The organism is Nocardia sp. NPDC058244, assembly GCF_042882065.1.
GTDB lineage: Bacteria > Actinomycetota > Actinomycetes > Mycobacteriales > Mycobacteriaceae > Nocardia.
Genome location: NZ_JBHVWX010000001.1, coordinates 506322 through 523331, shown reverse-complemented (window position 1 = coordinate 523331; position 17010 = coordinate 506322). Strand labels below are relative to the sequence as shown.

Here is a 17010-nt window from a genome sequence, read left to right as displayed (position 1 = left end):
ATGGGAAGCAGAGCGAGGGTGTTGGCGGTGGTCGCCGGGGCGGTCGTCGGGCTTGTCGTGCCAGCCGTAGCGGTGGCACAGCCGGAGCGGATCACTTTGTCCGCCAGCACTTTCGACGACTATCTCGCCGAGTCGGTGCGCGACACCGGGGTGCCGGGACTGTCGGCGGTGATCACTCGGAACGGGGAGATCGTGCACGCGGCGGGCTACGGGCGGGACGCCACCGGGGCGGCGATCACCGCGCGGACGCCGATGCGGATCGCCTCGCTGACCAAGGCGTTCACGGCGACGGCCGTGATGATGCTGGTCGAGGACGGGGCGATCGGGCTGGACCGGCCCGTGGCCGAGCAGCTCCCCGGGTTCCGCACCGCCGACCCGCGCTCGGATCGGATCACGGTACGGCAGTTGCTGAATCAGACCTCCGGGTTCGCCGATCGGACCGTCGACATCCGCGCGACGGAGTCCGCCGATTCGCTGGAGCGCTACACCGCGACGCTGCGGACCGCCCGGCTCGCCGCCGAACCGGGCGCCCGATGGGCGTATACGAACGTCAACTACAACCTCGCGGCGCGGCTGGTCGAGGTGGCGAGCGGGTCGGATTTCGGAGAGTTCCTGCGGCAGCGGATCTTCGACCGGCTGGGCATGCCGGACAGCGCTCTCGGCGACGACACCATCACTCCCACCGCCGGTTTCAACTCCCTGTTCGGACACTGGACCGCCCGCGCCGAACTGCGGGGCTTCCTCGACGACAGCGGCAGCGGCGGCGTGGTCACCTCGGCGGCGGATATGGGCCGGTGGCTCATCGCCCAATCCGGCGACGGCCCACCGCTGGTCGGCGCCGACAGCCTGGCACTGATGCACGCGCCGACCCCGGTGCGCGATTACGGCATGGGCTGGGGCCTCGACACCGAGCACGGCGCGCCGCTGCTGACCCACTCCGGCAATCTGTTCACCTACACCTCGGCGGCCGCGCTCGACCCCGCCACCGGCTACGGCTTCGCGGTCCTGGCCAACAGCGCCGCACTCCACGACGACACCTACGCGATCCTCACCGGCCTGGTCGCGCTGGGCCGGGGCGAGCCGCCCGAACCGCTCGTCGACGCCAGGCTGCGCATCGAGGCCGCGCTCGCGGCGGTCATGGCGGGCGCGCTCGGACTCGGCGTCGCCGGCGTGCTCCGCTCCCGGCGCTGGGCCGAGCGTCGTGGGGACAGCCGGTGGTGGTGGATCGTGCCGCGCTGCGTGCCCGCCGCCCTGCCGATCGCGCTGTTCGCGAGCTGTCCCCAGGCGATGTCGGTGCTGATGAACGGACGGACCGTCACCTGGGCGCAACTCACCTATTTCCCCGCACCGCTCACCATAACCCTGCTGACCTGTGCGTTCGCCGGAGCCGCGATCCTGATCGCCCGGCTGTCGCGGCTGCGCTCACTAAGCTCGAGCCGATGAGGAACTACGCCGGACTCGCGCTGCTCGCGGGCGGGTGCGCGCTCAACGGGTTCTTCCTCGACGCGCTGCCCGCCTGGCGGCAGGCCGTGTTCGCCGGACTCGCGGTCGCCGCGTACCTGTACGGCCGCCGGGTGCCGGTCGCGCGGGGCTGGCTGGTGCAGGCCGTGGCCGCGGCACCCGGCCTCCTCTACTGCGCGGTGGACTTCTCGATCGGGCTCGGGGCGATCCTGAGCCAGACCGTGTTCGTCGTGCTGCCGTGGCTGGCCGGACGATTCCGGCGGCAGCAGGCCGCGCTGATCGTGGCGGGCCGGGACCGGGTGGCCCGGCTAGAGCAGGAACAAGCCCTGATCGCCGAGCGTGTCGCCCTGCGCGAGCGCGCCGCGATCGCCGCCGACATGCACGACTCGCTCGGGCACGACCTCGCCCTCATCGCCCTGCAAGCCGGGGCGCTCGAACTGTCCACCGATCTCCCCGAGCCGAATCGGGCTGCCGCGCAACGCCTGCGGGCCTCGGCGGTGGCGGCGACCGATCGGCTGCGCGGCACCGTCGCGGTCTTGCGGGACGGCTCCGCGCCGTCCGTCCCTCGCGACGAACCCGTCGCGGTCTTGGTGGAGCGCGCGATCGACGCGGGAATGGCGGTCGATCTACATCTGCCGAACGACGGTGAACCGTTGCCGCCCTTGCCCGACCGCGCGATCTACCGGGTGGTCCAGGAATCCCTCACCAACGCGGCGCGCCACTCACCCGGTGCGCCGGTGACGGTCATCCTCGAACAGACATCGGCGCAAGCGACAGTCACCATCGCCAATCCCCTGCGCGACAACATCACCCGGCATCCATCGCGCGGCTGCGGTGGCTCGCCCGCACGACCCGACCGAAAGGACGCGGGCGACGACGCCCACCGCGCCCCGGCTGGACCACCCGGCCGATCTCGTGCAGCCGACACGGACGCGCGGACCGGATCCCGCCGGGCGACGGCAGCGGACTCGACGGCCTGCGTGCCCGCGCACGCCTCGCCGGTGGCACGATAACGGCGGGCGTCGAGGGCGCCATGTTCGTCGTGCGCGCTCGATTTCCCACGGCGGCACCGTGATCCGGGTCCTGCTCGCCGACGACGAGGCGATGATCCGCGCCGGGATCCGCTCGATCCTCGGCACCGACCAGGGGATCGAGGTCGTCGCCGAGGCAGCCGACGGCCGGGAAGCCGTGGATCTGACCATCGCGCACCGACCCGATGTCGTGCTGATGGATGTGCGGATGCCGCGCCTGGACGGACTCGCGGCCGCCGCGGCGATCCGGGCGGTGGCACCCGAGATCGCCGTCGTCGTCCTCACCACGTTCGACGAGGACGACTACGTGACGGCGGCGCTCGACGCGGGCGCGGCCGGATTCCTGCTCAAGGCCTCCGATCCGCGCGAACTGCTGCTCGCCGTGCACGCGGTCGCCGACGGCGGCGCCTACCTGTCGCCGCGTATCGCGAAGAAGGTGATCGCGCGCTGGGACGGCGGCGGTTTCGCGAACAAGACCGCGGCCCGGGCCCGGATCGCCGAACTCACCGACCGGGAGCGGGCGGTCCTGGCGGGCGTCGGCCGGGGGCTGGCCAACCAGGACATCGCCGCCGAACTGTTCGTCGCGGAGTCCACGGTGAAGGCCCACGTCAGCGGCATCCTGCGCCGCCTCGGCCTGACCAATCGGGTCCAGGCCGCCATCCTCGCCCACGAGGCGGGGCTGACCAGGCGCTGAGCGAGCCCAGGATTTCGGGGGCTTTCCCCGTGCGCGCCGGTCAGTAGGGTGCTGACATGCAAGCACGCACGAAACGCTTCGTCGCCGGCGCCGCCGCGGCCGCCGCCCTGTCCCTCGCCGCCCCGCTCGGCACCGCCCAGGCCGCGACCCCCGTCGCCGACTCCGGCTCCGCGTCCATCGGTTGCACCTCCACCGACATCAACCCCTGCCCCATCCGCCCCCTCCTCGACCTGCTCACCGCCCTGACCACCGGCTCCGCCGGAGGCGGGCAGTAGCCTGCGGTAGCGTCGGCGATATGGCCGATGCGTTCTATCTCCCCGATCCCGCGGACCCGAACCGGTTCGAGTCGACCGAGCTCACCCGCGGGCCCTGGTCGCCGGACGCGCAGCACGCCGGCCCGCCGTCGGCGCTGCTCGGACATGTGATCGAGCGGTGCGAGCCGCGCGAGGGGTTCCAGGTGGGGCGGGTCGCGGTGGAGATCCTCGGGCCGGTGCCGCTCGCGCCGCTGACCGCGACCGCCGAGGTGGTGCGGTCGGGGCGGAGCGTGGAACTCATCCAGGCGACGTTGTCGTCGGAGCGGGGGCCGGTGATGCAGGCCAACGCGTGGCGACTCAAGCGCAGTGAGCCCGCGCTCGATCTGCCGGTCGAATTCCTGCCGAGCGGCACGCGCCCGCTGCCGACGGCGACCGAACCCGAGGTGTTCCCCTCCGATCAGGCGATCGGATTCCACACCGGCATCGAATACCGTTTCGCCTCCGGCTCTTTCGGGCGACCGGGGCCCGCGGTGTGCTGGATCAGGTTGAAGTACCCGATCGTCGCGGGCACCACACCGAGCCCGCTGGAGCGGACGCTGGCCGCGGCCGACTCGGGCAACGGGGTGAGTTCGGTGCTCGACTGGGCGAAGTACCTGTTCATCAACACCGACCTCACCGTCACCCTGCACCGGCAGCCGGTCGGCGAATGGGTGTGCCTGGACGCGGTGACCCATCCGCAGCCGCACGGCATCGGCCTCGCCGAATCGGCGCTGTTCGACGAGACCGGACCGATCGGACGCAGCACGCAGACCCTGCTCATCGCGCCGCGCGGCTGATCAGCGCAGGGCGTCCAGGTTCACCAGGTCGTCGTTGCCGTGCTTGCGCAGTTCCGATTCCGCGGTGCTGGTGCGCCGGAACGGATCGCCCTGGCCGGTGGTGAGCAGGCCGCGCAGGCTCGTGGTGATGTAGGCGCCCCAGGCGTTGGAACACACCTCGTAGCATTCGCCCGCGGGCACCAGACCCCGATGGGTGAAACGGATTTCGGTGCCGTCCGCGCCTTCGGTGATGTCGAAGACGACGTCGGTGTCCTCCCATTCGGTGGTGTCGGCGATGAACGCGAGGTGCGAGTCGGTCACGTGCCAGACCAGGCGGCGGCCGGGCACGGACTCGGTGGTGGTCATGGTGCAGCGATGGATGCCGGGGACCTCGAACAGGTAGCTGTCGCCGACGGTGCCGGTGCTGCCCTCGATGGTCTCCGACCACCAGGACCAGACGTCGTTGACGGCGGCGAAGGCCTCGTCGGGAGTCTTGTCGACGGTGATGGTGACGGTGAAATCGGTGTCGCTCATTGCTTTTCCTTTCGGCTCAGCCGTCCAGGTGACGGCGGAGCGCGTCCAGTGGGCCGTCCCAGTCGCGCGCCAGCGCGGCCAGGAACTGTTGGGCCACTCGCATGGGTGCGGAATCGAGGCGATAGCGCACGCGCCGCCGCTCGCCGGGTTCCGCGATCACCAGGCCCGCGTCTGCCAGCAGGGCGAGGTGTTTGGCGATCGCCTGCCGCGTGATGGGCAGGCGATCGGCGAGGTCGGTCGCGGTCGACGGCCCGTCCGCGGCGAGGGCGGCCAGGACCGAGCGCCTGCTCGGATCGGCCAGCGCGACGAAGACCCGTTCGGCGGTGGCCTCCAGCTCAGGCCGCATCGAGGTACTCGACGAGCTCGCCCAGCTCGCTCTTCCAGCCACCGGTGTTGCCCTCGAACGCCTCCTTGTACTGCGCGTCGGGCAGCTGGGCGAAGCCTGCCTCGATCACGGTCAGCCTGGTGCCCGCGCCGACCGGTTCGAGGGTGAACTCCACGTAGGTGCGCCGCGGGTCGTCATCGGGCAGGCCGTAGATCTGCCAGGTGTAGCCGAAGACGTTCGGCTCCTCGACCCGCTCGACCCGCATATTGGCCACATGACCTTCCTTCCAGGTCATCTTGGCCTCCCCACCCGGGCGCAGGTCGATGGTGGCGGTGTTGCCGAACCAGCTCGCGAGCCCTTCGGCGGTGGTGAGCGCCGCCCACACCTTGGCGGGCGGATGGGCGAGCTCGACGGTTCGCACGATCTGATCAGGGAATCCCATGATGTTCTCCTCGTCAGTAGCAACCAGTTGGTTGCAACTCAGAGTATGGCAACCAACTGGTTGCGTCAAGGGTCAGTGCCCGCCGGTGACCCGGAACCCGCGCGGGACCAGCCACACCGCGCCGACCGCGACCAGCGCGACGACCACCGCGGAGATGTACGAGGTCGTGGTGAGCGCGGTGTCGAAGGCATGGCTCGCGGCGTCGACGAGCTGGGTGTGCGCGGGTTCGGGCAGTTCGGTGGCCACCTCGTAGGCCCCGCCGACCGACCCGCTCGCCTGCTCCGCCTTGTCGGCCGGGACCGGCGGGTTCGCCATGTGCTGACTGAAGATCCTGGCGTGCAGACTGCCGAGCAGCGCGACGCCGAAGCCCACGCCGACCTCGTAGTTGGTCTCCTCGACCGCGCCCGCCTGACCGGCCCGATCGGCGGGCACCGCGCCGACGAGGACGGCCGCGGCCGCGGTCACCGCCATGCCGTCGCCGAGCCCGAACGACACCAGGACCAGCGCGACGACCGGATAGGTCGTCGGCTCCGGGCTCACCGCCAGCAGCAGGAACCCCAGCGACACCGCGCCGAGGCCGACCCCGAGCACCGCGCGGACGCCGAACTTGTCCATGAGCATCGGCGTCAGCAGCGAGGCGGTGAGCAGCGTGAGAGCCGCGGGCAGCATCCGGATGCCCGCCTGCGACGGGCTGTAGCCGTGGACGTATTGCAGCCACAGCGAGACCAGGAACATGGCCGCGCCGATGGCCATCATGGCCAGCAGGGTCGCGACGGCGGCCGCGGTGAACGCGCCGTTGCGGAACAGGCGCACGTCCAGCAGCGGATCGTCGGCGGTGAGCTGGCGGCGGACGAACCAGTACATCGCGCCGATGCCGACGACCAGGATCACCCAGTCGACCGGTCCCGCTTCACCTTTCGCGAGATGCTTGATGCCCCAGGCCAGGCACACGATGCCGATCATCGACAGCGCCGCCGCGAACCAGTCGAGGCTGCCCGCCTGCGGCGCACGGTATTCCGGCAGCACCCACAGCCCGACCACCACCGTCACCAGGACCACCGGCACATTCAGCCAGAACGCCGAGGACCAGCCGAAGTGCTCGACCAGGAAACCGCCGATGATCGGCCCGACCGTGGCGCCGACGCCGGCGACCGCGGCCCAGATCCCGATGGCCATCGTGCGCTCGCGCGGGTCGGTGAAGATATTGCGGATCAGTGAGAGCGTCGATGGCATCACCATCGCGCCACCGATCCCGAGCAGCACCCGGCCGCCGATCAGCTGGGCCGCGCTGCCCGCGGTCGCCGCGATCACCGAGGCGATGCCGAAGAGCACGAAACCGCTGATGAACAACAGCTTTCGGCCCACCCGGTCACCGAGCGCGCCGGTGGTGATGAGCAAGCCGCCGAGCACCAGGCCGTAGATGTCGATGATCCACAGCTGCTCGAGCGGACCCACCTGGAGATCGTCGATGAGCGAGGGCAGCGCGACATTGAGAATGGTGGCGTCCATCGCGACCAGCAACAGGCTGGCGCACAGCACCCCGAGCATCACCCACCGGATGGCACCGTAGGTCTTCGTCGTCTCGCTCACCATGCCGCCTCACCGCCGATTCCTGGTCGTGACCGGTTTCCGGATCCGTGGCGCTCGATCCGCTGCTCAACCTACCGAGTCGGCGGCGGTTCCGGCCGGAGCGAGCGCGGCGGCGCAGCGCACACTCAGCGTTCGGGCAGCACCGCGTCGACGAGGGTGCGCGCGGCCCGGCCGGTGCGCTCCCGGTCGCCGGTGATCACCCGATCCTGGATGATGCCGCGCAGTCCCGAGACGAGCAGGGTGGCGACCACCTCGGGATCGTCCGCCAGGCCCGACCGGCGCAGCGCGGCGGCGAGTTCGGCGACGAAGGTGGCGATGGCCGCGTTCGCGTAGTCCTGATACGGCGAATCCGGCGCGCACGCCGCGCCGAGCACCTGGAGCAGCACCCGCACGCTGTCGGCCTCGGCGCCGTCGGTGTTCAGGTCGAAGAAGCCGAGGAGCCGGGCGCGCAGCAGCGTCACTTCGGTGACGTCGGCGAAGACCGCGGCCAGGTCGGGGCGCTGCGTCGCCAGCGCCTGGACCAGCAGTTCCTCGAACAGCGCAGGCACTCCTACGTCGAGCGGATGGCGCTGGTCCTCGGCCGACAGGTCCGGCAGGCGGCGGGCGCGCCGGAGGTCGACCCCGAGCGGCTGTCGGTGGCCATCGGCACCGGGCTCGGCGGCGGTGACGCGCTGATCGACGCCGTCGACGCGATGCGGGCGGGCGGCTACCGCAAGGTCTCGCCGCTGGCCGTTCCGATGGTGATGCCCAACGGCCCCGCGGCCACCGTCGGACTCGAGATCGGCGCGCAGGGCGGCGTTTTCGCGCCGGTCTCGGCCTGCTCGTCGGGGTCGGAGGCGATCGCGCACGCGTGGCGGCTGATCAGTACCGGCGAGGCCGACGTGGTGGTCACCGGTGGCGTCGAGGGCCATATCGACCCCGTTCCCATCGCGGGTTTCGCGATGATGCGGGCGATGAGCACCCGCAACGACGAGCCGGACCGCGCCTCGCGGCCGTTCGATCGCGACCGCGACGGCTTCGTCTTCGGCGAGGCGGGCGCGCTGCTCGTCCTCGAATCCGAACAGCACGCGCGAGCCCGTGGGGCGCGGATCCACGCCAGGGTGCTCGGCGCGGGTATCACCTCCGACGCCTTCCACATCGTGGCCTCCGATCCGGCGGGGGCCGGGGCGGCGCGCGCGATGCGCAAGGCGATTCGGACCGCGGGCCTGCGGGATTCCGATATCGACCACGTGAACGCGCACGCGACGTCGACGCCGGTCGGCGACGCCTCCGAAGCCACGGCCATCACCGCGGTCACCCCCGATGCCTCGGTGTACGCGCCGAAATCGGCGCTCGGCCATTCGATCGGCGCGGTGGGCGCGCTGGAGTCGGTGCTCACGGTCCTGAGCCTGCGCGAGCAGATCGTCCCGCCCACACTGAATTTCGATCACCCCGACCCGGTGGTCGAACTCGACATCGTCGCGGGCACGGCCCGTCCGCAGCGTATCGACTACGCGCTCAACAACTCGTTCGGCTTCGGCGGGCACAACGTCGCCTTGGCGTTCGGAAAAGCGTAGCGGCGCCGCCGATCCGGGGATCGACGGCGCCGCGTTCGGCTCGGTGGCGACTACGCCTTGTCGAATCTGGTGTCGACGAAGGACGCGAAGTCGACCTTGCCCGGGATGGCCTTGGCCGCGGTGAAGGCGTCGGCGATCTCCTGCTCGGACGCGATCACCTGATCGGTGAGCTTGATCGGCTCCTTGATCGAGCGGGTCCAGGTGGTGCGGGACGCGTCGACGCTGATCTGGGTGAGTTCGGCGTACTTGGTCGACCAGGTGTCGAGGTTGTCCGAGGACCACTTGGTCGCGGCGGCGTAGCGCTGGAAGAAGTCCGCGATCGCGGCCGACTTGCCCGCGTCGGCCACGGCGTGCTTGCCCGCCGCCCAGAAGTTGTAGCCGTTGGCGGCCTGATCGGCGGTGGCGATCGGCTTGGCACCGATCTCCTTCTCGGCGATCGCGGTGTAGGGATCCCAGGTGGCCCAGGCGTCGACGTCGCCGCGGGTCAGCGCGGTGTAGCCGTCGGCGGGCGCCAGGTAGACCGGCTCGATGTCGCCGAGCGACAGGCCCGCCTTCCGCAGCTGCAGCAGCAGATTGGCGTTGGCCGAGCTGCCCTTGTAGACGGCGACCTTCTTGCCCTTCAACGCCGCGACGGAGCCGATCGAGGAGTCCTTGCCGACCAGGATCGCGTCGCCCTTGCCGGTCGCCGAGAGCGCGCCGACGATCTTGATATCGGCATCGGACGCCGCACCGAAGATCACCGGGGTGTTGCCCGTCTGCGCGATGTCGATGCCACCGGCGCTGGCCGCCTCGACCAGCGGCAGGCCCGCGGTGAAGGTGGAGAACTCGATCTTGTAGGGCAGGTTCTCCAGCTGACCGGACGCCTTGAGCAGCACTTCGATCGAGATCGCCTTCTGGTCACCGACTTTCAGCGTGACGGTGCTCAGGTCGACCGGGCCCGACGGCGCGGCGTCGGTCGCCGCGTCGTCCCCGCAGGCGCTCAGCGAGAGCGCGGCGACGACGGCGAGGGCGAGCCCGGCCAGGCGGGACTTCGGAGTGCGTTTCACGGGAACAACTTTCGTGCGGGGGTGGAAATCTCAGTGGGTGACGCCGAGCAGGGCCAGCAGGCGCGTCGCGTACTCGGCGACCTCCGGTGCGGCCGCGGTGCGCGGTCGCGGCAGCTCGATGGCCACCTCGGCGGCGATGCGGCCCTCGTCGAGGACCAGGACGCGGTCGGCCAGAGTGATCGCCTCGAGCACGTCGTGGGTCACCAGCAGCACACCGAACGCGTGCTGGGCGTGCAGGCCGAGCAGCAGCTCGTGCATGCTCAGGCGGGTGAGCGCGTCGAGGGCGCCGAAGGGCTCGTCGAGCAGCAGCAGGGTCGGCTCGGCCACCAGCGCGCGGGCCAGCGCCGCGCGCTGGGCCTCGCCGCCGGACAGGGTGAGCGGCCAGGCATCGGCGCGCCCGGCCAGGCCGACCTCGGCGAGCAGATCGCGCGCGGCCCGCTCGTCCGCGCGCCGGTTGCGCGGCTTCGGCCTGCCCAGCGCGACATTGCGGACCACCGGCTGCCACGGGATCAAGCGCGGTTCCTGGAACACGATCGTCGGCCTGCCCGCGCCGGAAACCGCACCGCGACCGGCGGTATCGAGCCCACCGAGGATGCGCAGCAGCGTGGACTTGCCCGAGCCGCTGCGCCCGACCAGCGCGACGATCTCACCCGCACCGATCTCGAGGTCGATCCCGTCCAGCACGGTCCGGTCACCGAATTTCTTGCCCAGACCGGTGATTCGGGTGGCGGGGGCGCGGTCGGCGGCCTCGGCCGAGATGGGTGTGACTGCGGCGGCGGTCATGACGGGATCCTCGCGGTAGAGCGGCGGCGGGTGGCGGGCCAGCCGAGGGCCGGGACGGGGTGGGTCCGGCGATCGGCGCGGGGAGCGGGGGCGGACATCAGCGATGGACCGCCGGGCGCCAGCGCAGGGCGCGGCGTTCGAGCAGGCGCACGACGGAGTCGGTGGCCAGGCCGAGCAGGCTGTAGATCACCAGGCCGAACACCACGATGTCGGTGCGCAGGAATTCGCGGGCGTTGTTGACGACGAAGCCGAGACCCGCGCTGGCATTGATCTGTTCGGCGACGATCAGCGAGAGCCAGGCGATACCGAGACTCTGCCGCACGCCGACCAGGATCTGCGGCAGCGCGCCGGGCAGGATCAGCAACCGCAGCCGTTCGGCCAGGCCGAGTCGCAGGGCGCTGCCGAGCTCGAGCAGCTTGGGATCGAGCTGGCGGATACCGGCGAAGGTGTTGAGGTACAGCGGGAAGAACACACCGAGGGCGATCAGGTAGACCTTCGGTTCCTCACCGATGCCGAACCAGATGATGAACAGCGGGATCAGGCCGAACAGCGGGATCGTGCGGATCATCTGCAACGGCGGATCGACCGCGTACTCACCGATCTTGCTCAGCCCGGCCAGCACGCCGAGGGCCAGCGCCAGCACCGCGCCGAGCACGAAGCCGTAGAGCGCGCGCTGGCCGGAGACCAGCAGCGCTTCCCCGAGCTGACCCGAGCGGAAGGTCTCCAGCCCCGCGTCGAAGACGACCGAGGGGGCGGGCAGCTTCTTGGCCGGAATCCAGCCGCCGGTGCTGCCGATCTGCCAGATCAGCAGCAGCACGACCGGCGAGAGCGCGCGCAGGAAGCCGGAGCGGCGGTACAGCGGGATCCGTCGCTCGTCGGTTTCGGTGGGGCTCGCCAACAGCATTCGTGCATGGTGCCCGGCCGCACGGGTCGCCCGACAGGGTTCGGATCAGCTCGAGGATTTCTCGGCCCGCGCCGAGATCTGCTGGACGGCCCAGCCGTTGCCGTCGGGATCGCTGAAGAAGACGAAGCCGACATTGTCGAGCGGATGCGGTGTCGGCCTCGGGTTCTGACCGAGTGACTGCACCTCGGTGACCTCGACGCCACGGGCCACCAATTCGGCGTGCGCCCGCTCGATATCGGGCACCACCAGCTGGAGCCCCTTCAGCGAACCGGGCGGCATCTCGGGCACCGCGCCCTTGCCGATGACGATCGAGCAGCCCGACCCCGGCGGGGTGAGTTGCACGATGCGTACGTCGTCGGAGATCACGGTGTCGTGGTCGACGACGAAGCCGAGCTGATTCGCGTAGAAGTCCTTGGCCCGGTCGATATCGGAGACCGGGACGATGACGACTTCCAGGGTCCAGTTCACGGAGTGCCTCCCGAGGTGTGGTTCGGTCACGCGGTGGTGCCGAGTCTGCCATCGGCACCGGCTCGACGCGGGCTGAACAGCCTGTTCACAGCCTGCGCTCCCAGCGCCAGGCGTATTCGCCGTCGGCGGGTGGCGGACCGGGGAGGTCGCCCTCGGCCGTCATGCCGTCGAGCAGCAGGGCCAGCACGCGCCGGCGCAGCTGCGCGGTGCGCACCGGATCGGGCATGGTCACCGCGGCACACGCCTCCAGCAGCAGTCCGACGTCCTGCGGATCGAAATCGGCCCGCAACCGGCCACTCGCGTGCGCCCTGCGCACCAGCTCCGCGCCCGCTTCGCCCGCGTGGATGACGTCGGGCAGCATCGCATCGTCGGGGGTGAAGGTGCCGGCGAGCTTCACCGTCAGCGAGTGCACATCGGCCTCGACCACCCGTTCCAGGAAGCCGACGAAGCCGCGCCAGCCGTCCGGATCCGCCAGTGCCGCATCGGCTTCGGCGTTGAACCGGCGCAGCCCCTCGTGGCACAGCGTGCGCAGCAGCACCTCCTTGCTCGGATAGCGCCGGTAGAGGGCGCTGATGCCGACGCCGGCGCGGTCGGCGACGGCCGCGATCGGCGCGGTCGGATCGTCCAGGAAGACGGCGCGGGCGGCGTCGAGGATGAGTCCGTCGTTGCGCGCGGCCTGTGCCTTACGGCCGGACAGGCGGGGCTGAGCTGCGGTTTCGGTCTGGTTCGGCATGAATCTCAGAATACCACTTGAAACGGAATGATCCGTTCTGCTAGATTTGGAACAGAACGAAGCATTCCGTTTCGAGAACAAGGAGTCGACATGACCGCCACGGCCACCATCACCCCCTTCCGCATCGACGTGCCCCAGGCGAAGCTCGACGACCTCGCCGCCCGCCTGCGCGGCGCCCACTTCCCGGACGAGCTGCCCGGCGTCGGCGACGCCTACGGTGTCCCGGCCAGCCGCGTCCGCGCCCTCGCCGAGTACTGGCTCGAGGAGTTCGACTGGCGCGCACTGGAATCCGAGCTGAACGCGTACCCGCAGTTCACCACCGAGATCGAGGGCGAGAACATCCACTTCCTGCACATCCGGTCCTCGCGGGCCGACGCGACGCCGGTGATCCTCACCCACGGCTGGCCGGGCTCGATCCTCGAGTACCTGGACGTGATCGCCCCGCTCACCGAGCCGGAATCGGCCGAGAATCCGGCCTTCCACCTGGTCATCCCGTCGCTGCCGGGCTTCGGCTTCTCCGGCCCGACCCGCAGCACCGGCTGGAACCGCTACCGCACCGCCCGCGCCTGGGCCGAGCTGATGGCGCGCCTCGGCTACGAGCGCTACGGCGCCATCGGCAACGACGGCGGCTCGATGGTCTCCCCCGAGCTCGGCCGGATCGCGCCCGAGCAGGTGCTGGGCGTGCACGTCACCCAGCTGTACTCGTTCCCGTCCGGCGATCCGGCCGAGTTCGAGGGCCTCTCGGAGGCGGATATGGCCGCGCTGGCGCACCTGCAGTGGTTCCACGAGAACAAGATGGCCTTCAACACCCTGCACAGCCAGCAGCCGCAGACCCTGGCCTACGCCCTGGCCGATTCGCCGGTCGGGCTGCTCGGCTGGAACGCGCAGCTGTTCGGCGAGTCGATCGACGCGCGGTTCGTCGTCGCGAACATCGCGCTGTACTGGCTCACCGGCACCTCGGGCTCGTCGCTGCGGTTCTACTACGAGGACGCCCACGCCACCGAGCACCCGACCGAGCCGACCACGGTGCCGACCGGGCTGGCCATGTTCGCCGGTGACTTCCAGTCGATCCGCCGGTTCGCCGAGCGCGATCACAGCAATATCGTCAGCTGGAATTCCTACGACACCGCCGCCGCGACGGGCGGCGCGAACGACGCGGCCGGACACTACGCCGCGCACGAGGCGCCCGAGGTGCTGGTCGGCGACATCCGCCGATTCTTCGCCGGCCTCGCCTGATCCGGCTTCGGTGCCGCGGCCCACGCTCCCCTCATCGGTGCGTGGGTCGCGGCCCATTCGAATCATGCACCAGCGCAGTGTCATACGCGCACCGAAGAAGCCAATCAGTGATGCTCGTGCAGGTCGCCCCAGGCCGGGAAGGGATCGGCGAAGCCGGCCCACCCGGCCGGACCAGCGGCGAACTCCGCGTCGGTGAGCAGCGCGGCGTCGAGGGCGCGCCGGACCGCGGGCGCGTCCAGGCGCACGCCGATGAACACGATCTCCTGACCGGCGGGCACGTCCAGTGCCGACCACCACGCGCCCGGTTCGAAGGTCAGGTTCGGACCGGCCTGCGACCAGATCGCGGCCAGCTCGGGGCGGCTGGCGATCCAGCAGAATCCCTTGCTGCGCAACATTCCCCGCAGCCCGGACAGCGCCTCGGCCAGCCGGTCCGGATGGAACGGGCGATCGGCGGTGTAGGTCAGGCTGCTGATCCCGTATTCCTCGGTCTCGGGCGTGTGGCCGCCGGCCAGCTCCTCGGCCCAGCCCTCGGCCTCGGCGGCCACCACCGGGTCGTAGCGGCCGGTGGCGAGCACCTCGTCCAGCTCGACCACACCCTTCTCGGTGCGCAGGATGTGCGCCCTCGGGTTGAGCCTGCGGACGGTGGCCTCGACGGTGGCCGCCGCGTTCGCGCTCACCAGGTCGGTCTTGTTGATCAGCAGCACGTCGGCGAACTCCACCTGGTCCACCAGCAGATCCGCGATGGTGCGGGTATCGCCCTCGCCCGCTTCGAGTTCCCGCTCGGCCAGCGCCTGGCCCTTGACCAGCTCGGCCAGGAAGGTCGACGCGTCGACCACGGTCACCATCGTGTCGAGGCGGGCCAGCTCGCCGAGGCGGAAGCCGTCCTCGAACTCCCAGTCGAAGGTCGCGGCCACCGGCATCGGCTCGGAGATGCCGGTGGACTCGATCACCAGCTGGTCGAACCGGCCGTCGCGGGCCAGCCGGGCGACGGCCTCGATCAGGTCCTCGCGCAGCGTGCAGCAGATGCAGCCGTTGGTGAGTTCGACCAGTTTCTCCTCGGTCCGGTCCAGGTGGCCCTGGCCCGCGACGAGCGCGGCGTCGATATTGACCTCGCTCATGTCGTTGACGATGACCGCGACCCGGCGGCCGTCCCGGTTGGCGAGGATGTGGTTGAGCAGCGTGGTCTTGCCCGCGCCGAGGAACCCGGACAGGACGGTGACGGGCAGGTGCGCGATGGGAGCGGAGTTGGTCACGAGTTAATGATAATGGTTTTCATTTGCTGTTCGCGGGTGGGGTCTCCGCACGGCGCGCCCGGTCGTAGGGTTGGGGCGTGAAGATGTTGCCGCTGACCCCCGATGGCCAGACCCCTGTTCGCGCGCTCACCATCGCGGGTACCGACTCCGGCGGCGGCGCCGGTATCCAGGCCGACTCGCGGACGATGGCGCTGTGCGGCGTGCACGCGTGCGTGGCGGTGGCGGCGGTGACCGTGCAGAACACGGTGGGCGTCAGCGGGTTTCACGAGATCCCGCCGCACATCGTGGCCGACCAGGTGCGGGTGGTCGTCCGCGATATCGGGATCGGCGCGGCCAAGACCGGCATGCTGGCCTCCACCGCGATCATCGAGGCCGTCGCCGAGGTGTGCCGCGAGGTCGGGATCGGGCGCGACGCCGCCGTGCCGCTGGTCGTCGACCCGGTCGCGGCGTCGATGCACGGCGACGCGCTGCTGCACGCCGAGGCGCTGGACGCGGTGCGCAACACCCTCATCCCGCTGGCCACGGTCGTCACCCCGAACCTCGACGAGGTCCGCCTGATCACCGGCATCGAAGTGGTCGACGACGCCACCGCCCGCAAGGCCGCCGAGGCGCTGCACGAGCTGGGCGCGCAGTGGGCGATCGTCAAGGGCGGGCACCTGCGCTCCTCGGAGTACAGCACCGACCTGCTCTACGACGGCGACACCTTCCGCGAGTTCACCGCGCCGCGCATCGCCACCGGCAACGATCACGGCGGCGGCGACACCCTGGCCGCGGCCATCGCCAGCGCGCTGGCCAACGGCTATCCGGTGCCCGACGCGGTCGCCTTCGCCAAGGAGTGGACCTACCGCTGCCTGGCCGCGTCCTACGATCTCGGCGCGGGCCACGGGCCGGTTTCGCCGCTGTGGCGGCTGCACACCGGCGCCTAGCGTGGCGTCGCGAACTTGTCGGTGGGTGGGTTCATACTGAACCCATCGCACCCACCACCGGTTCCAACGACGCAGCCGGCGAGAACAACGGAGTTCGCCTCGGGCGCGAAGACTTTCAGCCGACGACGAACGCGTCGCGCAACGGCCGCGACGGATCGATCCGCACACCGTTGAACCGTGCGTGCGCCAGGGCCAGCGCCGAGATGCTCTCGGCCAGATAGTCGACGAATCGCTCCACCGGCATCGCCGAGACCTCGCGCTGATTCGCGCCGAGCCACCAGTCCGTGGCCGAGGCCACCGCGCCGAAAATCGAATAGTTCACCAATTCGATCCCCGCCACGTCGATCGATTCGGTCGGCAGCAGATCGGCGAAGAATTCCGCAGCGCGGCGTGCCGATTGCCTGGCCGCGACCAGCGCCCGTTCCGTTTCCTTGGCCTGCTGGCTGAAATGGCTGTGCAGCATGAACCGGAAGACGTTCGGATGCTCGGAGACGACGGCCACGTATTCGGCGGCCGCGCGCCGGACCAGGTCGGCGACGGAATCGTCGGTGAGATTCACCCCGCTGAGCATCCGCTCCCACAGCATGTCGCGGACCCGGTCGACGATCGCGTTGTAGAGATCGGTCTTGTCCTCGAAATGCCGGTAGAGCTTCGGTTTGGCCGCGCCCGCCTCCTTGGCGATATCGCCCATGCTCACATCGGGGCCGACCCGATCCAGCGCGCGGAACGCGGCGTCGACGAATTCGATCCGGACCTGCACCCGGTGTTCGCGCCACCGTTCGGTCCTGGCGTCGACACGACGGACCGGCTCGTCTGCTTTCCGGTAACCGCGTGTCACGGTCAGCAGCTTATTGGCGTGGTCGGCCTGGGTGCTGCGCGGGGCGACATTTGCCGAACCGGCAACCTTTCTTGCGGAATTGTCGCGGGTGCCCGCACCATCGAATCGTCTACGCGTCCGC

At 70.5% G+C, this 17010-nt stretch carries 19 protein-coding genes; 8 read left to right on the top strand and 11 right to left on the bottom strand.

The window, feature by feature from the left end; all coding sequences use genetic code 11:
- Nucleotides 1-96: 96 nt before the first annotated feature.
- The 5 genes from ACFVW6_RS02475 to ACFVW6_RS02455 are packed head-to-tail and all read left to right on the top strand — an operon-like array spanning nucleotide 97 to nucleotide 4276.
- A complete protein-coding gene (locus tag ACFVW6_RS02475; RefSeq protein WP_387790539.1) occupies nucleotides 97-1443 on the top strand; it encodes a serine hydrolase domain-containing protein in 1347 nt (448 codons plus the stop codon).
- A complete protein-coding gene (locus ACFVW6_RS02470) occupies nucleotides 1440-2474 on the top strand; it encodes a sensor histidine kinase (RefSeq protein ID WP_378824096.1) in 1035 nt (344 codons plus the stop codon). Before ACFVW6_RS02475 ends, ACFVW6_RS02470 begins: the two co-directional genes overlap by 4 nt.
- Before the next feature lie 58 nt (nucleotides 2475-2532).
- Nucleotides 2533-3186, top strand: coding sequence for a response regulator (locus tag ACFVW6_RS02465; protein WP_378824097.1), 654 nt, complete (start codon nucleotides 2533-2535; stop codon nucleotides 3184-3186).
- Between the two features lie 56 nt (nucleotides 3187-3242).
- Nucleotides 3243-3461, top strand: coding sequence for a hypothetical protein (locus tag ACFVW6_RS02460; RefSeq protein ID WP_378824098.1), 219 nt, complete (start codon nucleotides 3243-3245; stop codon nucleotides 3459-3461).
- A 20-nt stretch (nucleotides 3462-3481) separates the two neighbouring features.
- Complete coding sequence (locus ACFVW6_RS02455) at nucleotides 3482-4276, top strand: thioesterase family protein (protein WP_355274432.1); 795 nt, start codon at nucleotides 3482-3484, stop codon at nucleotides 4274-4276.
- Here ACFVW6_RS02455 and ACFVW6_RS02450 read toward each other — a convergent pair whose 3' ends face one another.
- From ACFVW6_RS02450 to ACFVW6_RS02435, 4 genes are all read right to left on the bottom strand, one after another.
- Nucleotides 4277-4789, bottom strand: a complete 513-nt coding sequence (locus ACFVW6_RS02450; RefSeq protein WP_357342328.1) for an SRPBCC domain-containing protein — start codon at nucleotides 4787-4789, stop codon at nucleotides 4277-4279.
- Nucleotides 4790-4805: 16 nt separating this feature from the next.
- On the bottom strand, nucleotides 4806-5135 hold the full coding sequence (locus ACFVW6_RS02445; RefSeq protein ID WP_355274437.1) for a metalloregulator ArsR/SmtB family transcription factor: 330 nt from the start codon (nucleotides 5133-5135) through the stop codon (nucleotides 4806-4808).
- Nucleotides 5125-5556: an SRPBCC domain-containing protein gene (locus ACFVW6_RS02440; RefSeq protein WP_357342326.1), complete on the bottom strand. Its 432-nt coding sequence runs from the start codon at nucleotides 5554-5556 to the stop codon at nucleotides 5125-5127. Before ACFVW6_RS02440 ends, ACFVW6_RS02445 begins: the two co-directional genes overlap by 11 nt.
- A gap of 72 nt (nucleotides 5557-5628) precedes the next feature.
- Nucleotides 5629-7149, bottom strand: a complete 1521-nt coding sequence (locus tag ACFVW6_RS02435) for an MFS transporter (protein WP_378824099.1) — start codon at nucleotides 7147-7149, stop codon at nucleotides 5629-5631.
- Nucleotides 7150-7520: 371 nt separating this feature from the next.
- Here ACFVW6_RS02435 and ACFVW6_RS02430 point away from each other — a divergent pair, with 371 nt between their 5' ends.
- Entirely contained in the window at nucleotides 7521-8702 is a 1182-nt protein-coding gene (locus ACFVW6_RS02430) for a beta-ketoacyl-ACP synthase II (protein ID WP_378825612.1), read from the top strand.
- Nucleotides 8703-8752: 50 nt separating this feature from the next.
- On the opposite strand, the gene ACFVW6_RS02425 is transcribed toward ACFVW6_RS02430, so the two are convergent.
- The 5 genes from ACFVW6_RS02425 to ACFVW6_RS02405 form a co-directional block, all read right to left on the bottom strand.
- Nucleotides 8753-9748, bottom strand: a complete 996-nt coding sequence (locus ACFVW6_RS02425; RefSeq protein ID WP_355274451.1) for an ABC transporter substrate-binding protein — start codon at nucleotides 9746-9748, stop codon at nucleotides 8753-8755.
- Between the two features lie 30 nt (nucleotides 9749-9778).
- A complete protein-coding gene (locus tag ACFVW6_RS02420; protein WP_378824101.1) occupies nucleotides 9779-10531 on the bottom strand; it encodes an ABC transporter ATP-binding protein in 753 nt (250 codons plus the stop codon).
- Between the two features lie 97 nt (nucleotides 10532-10628).
- Entirely contained in the window at nucleotides 10629-11435 is an 807-nt protein-coding gene (locus ACFVW6_RS02415) for an ABC transporter permease (RefSeq protein ID WP_378824102.1), read from the bottom strand.
- A gap of 45 nt (nucleotides 11436-11480) precedes the next feature.
- On the bottom strand, nucleotides 11481-11903 hold the full coding sequence (locus tag ACFVW6_RS02410) for a VOC family protein (RefSeq protein ID WP_355274459.1): 423 nt from the start codon (nucleotides 11901-11903) through the stop codon (nucleotides 11481-11483).
- 85 nt (nucleotides 11904-11988) lie between these two features.
- On the bottom strand, nucleotides 11989-12636 hold the full coding sequence (locus tag ACFVW6_RS02405; protein WP_378824103.1) for a TetR/AcrR family transcriptional regulator: 648 nt from the start codon (nucleotides 12634-12636) through the stop codon (nucleotides 11989-11991).
- 90 nt (nucleotides 12637-12726) lie between these two features.
- Here ACFVW6_RS02405 and ACFVW6_RS02400 point away from each other — a divergent pair, with 90 nt between their 5' ends.
- Nucleotides 12727-13872, top strand: a complete 1146-nt coding sequence (locus tag ACFVW6_RS02400) for an epoxide hydrolase family protein (protein ID WP_378824104.1) — start codon at nucleotides 12727-12729, stop codon at nucleotides 13870-13872.
- A gap of 104 nt (nucleotides 13873-13976) precedes the next feature.
- On the opposite strand, the gene ACFVW6_RS02395 is transcribed toward ACFVW6_RS02400, so the two are convergent.
- A complete protein-coding gene (locus ACFVW6_RS02395; RefSeq protein WP_378824105.1) occupies nucleotides 13977-15125 on the bottom strand; it encodes a GTP-binding protein in 1149 nt (382 codons plus the stop codon).
- Nucleotides 15126-15202: 77 nt separating this feature from the next.
- On the opposite strand from ACFVW6_RS02395, the gene thiD reads away from it, so the two are divergent.
- Nucleotides 15203-16051, top strand: a complete 849-nt coding sequence (gene thiD / locus ACFVW6_RS02390; protein WP_378824106.1) for a bifunctional hydroxymethylpyrimidine kinase/phosphomethylpyrimidine kinase — start codon at nucleotides 15203-15205, stop codon at nucleotides 16049-16051.
- Between the two features lie 115 nt (nucleotides 16052-16166).
- Here the strand turns inward: thiD and ACFVW6_RS02385 are convergent, their stop codons facing one another.
- Nucleotides 16167-16889 (bottom strand): TetR/AcrR family transcriptional regulator, encoded by a 723-nt coding sequence (locus ACFVW6_RS02385; protein WP_378824107.1) that lies wholly within the window; start codon nucleotides 16887-16889, stop codon nucleotides 16167-16169.
- Nucleotides 16890-17010 lie beyond the last annotated feature (121 nt).

Excerpts from the sequence above, each read along its gene's own strand:
- ACFVW6_RS02470 (WP_378824096.1), top strand. The coding sequence starts at position 1,440 with ATGAGGAACTACGCCGGACTCGCGCTGCTCGCGGGCGGGTGCGCGCTC.
- ACFVW6_RS02460 (WP_378824098.1), top strand. The coding sequence starts at position 3,243 with ATGCAAGCACGCACGAAACGCTTCGTCGCCGGCGCCGCCGCGGCCGCC.
- ACFVW6_RS02455 (WP_355274432.1), top strand. The coding sequence starts at position 3,482 with ATGGCCGATGCGTTCTATCTCCCCGATCCCGCGGACCCGAACCGGTTC.
- ACFVW6_RS02450 (WP_357342328.1), bottom strand. The coding sequence starts at position 4,789 with ATGAGCGACACCGATTTCACCGTCACCATCACCGTCGACAAGACTCCC.
- ACFVW6_RS02445 (WP_355274437.1), bottom strand. The coding sequence starts at position 5,135 with ATGCGGCCTGAGCTGGAGGCCACCGCCGAACGGGTCTTCGTCGCGCTG.
- ACFVW6_RS02440 (WP_357342326.1), bottom strand. The coding sequence starts at position 5,556 with ATGGGATTCCCTGATCAGATCGTGCGAACCGTCGAGCTCGCCCATCCG.
- ACFVW6_RS02435 (WP_378824099.1), bottom strand. The coding sequence starts at position 7,149 with ATGGTGAGCGAGACGACGAAGACCTACGGTGCCATCCGGTGGGTGATG.
- ACFVW6_RS02420 (WP_378824101.1), bottom strand. The coding sequence starts at position 10,531 with ATGACCGCCGCCGCAGTCACACCCATCTCGGCCGAGGCCGCCGACCGC.
- ACFVW6_RS02415 (WP_378824102.1), bottom strand. The coding sequence starts at position 11,435 with ATGCTGTTGGCGAGCCCCACCGAAACCGACGAGCGACGGATCCCGCTG.
- ACFVW6_RS02405 (WP_378824103.1), bottom strand. The coding sequence starts at position 12,636 with ATGCCGAACCAGACCGAAACCGCAGCTCAGCCCCGCCTGTCCGGCCGT.
- ACFVW6_RS02400 (WP_378824104.1), top strand. The coding sequence starts at position 12,727 with ATGACCGCCACGGCCACCATCACCCCCTTCCGCATCGACGTGCCCCAG.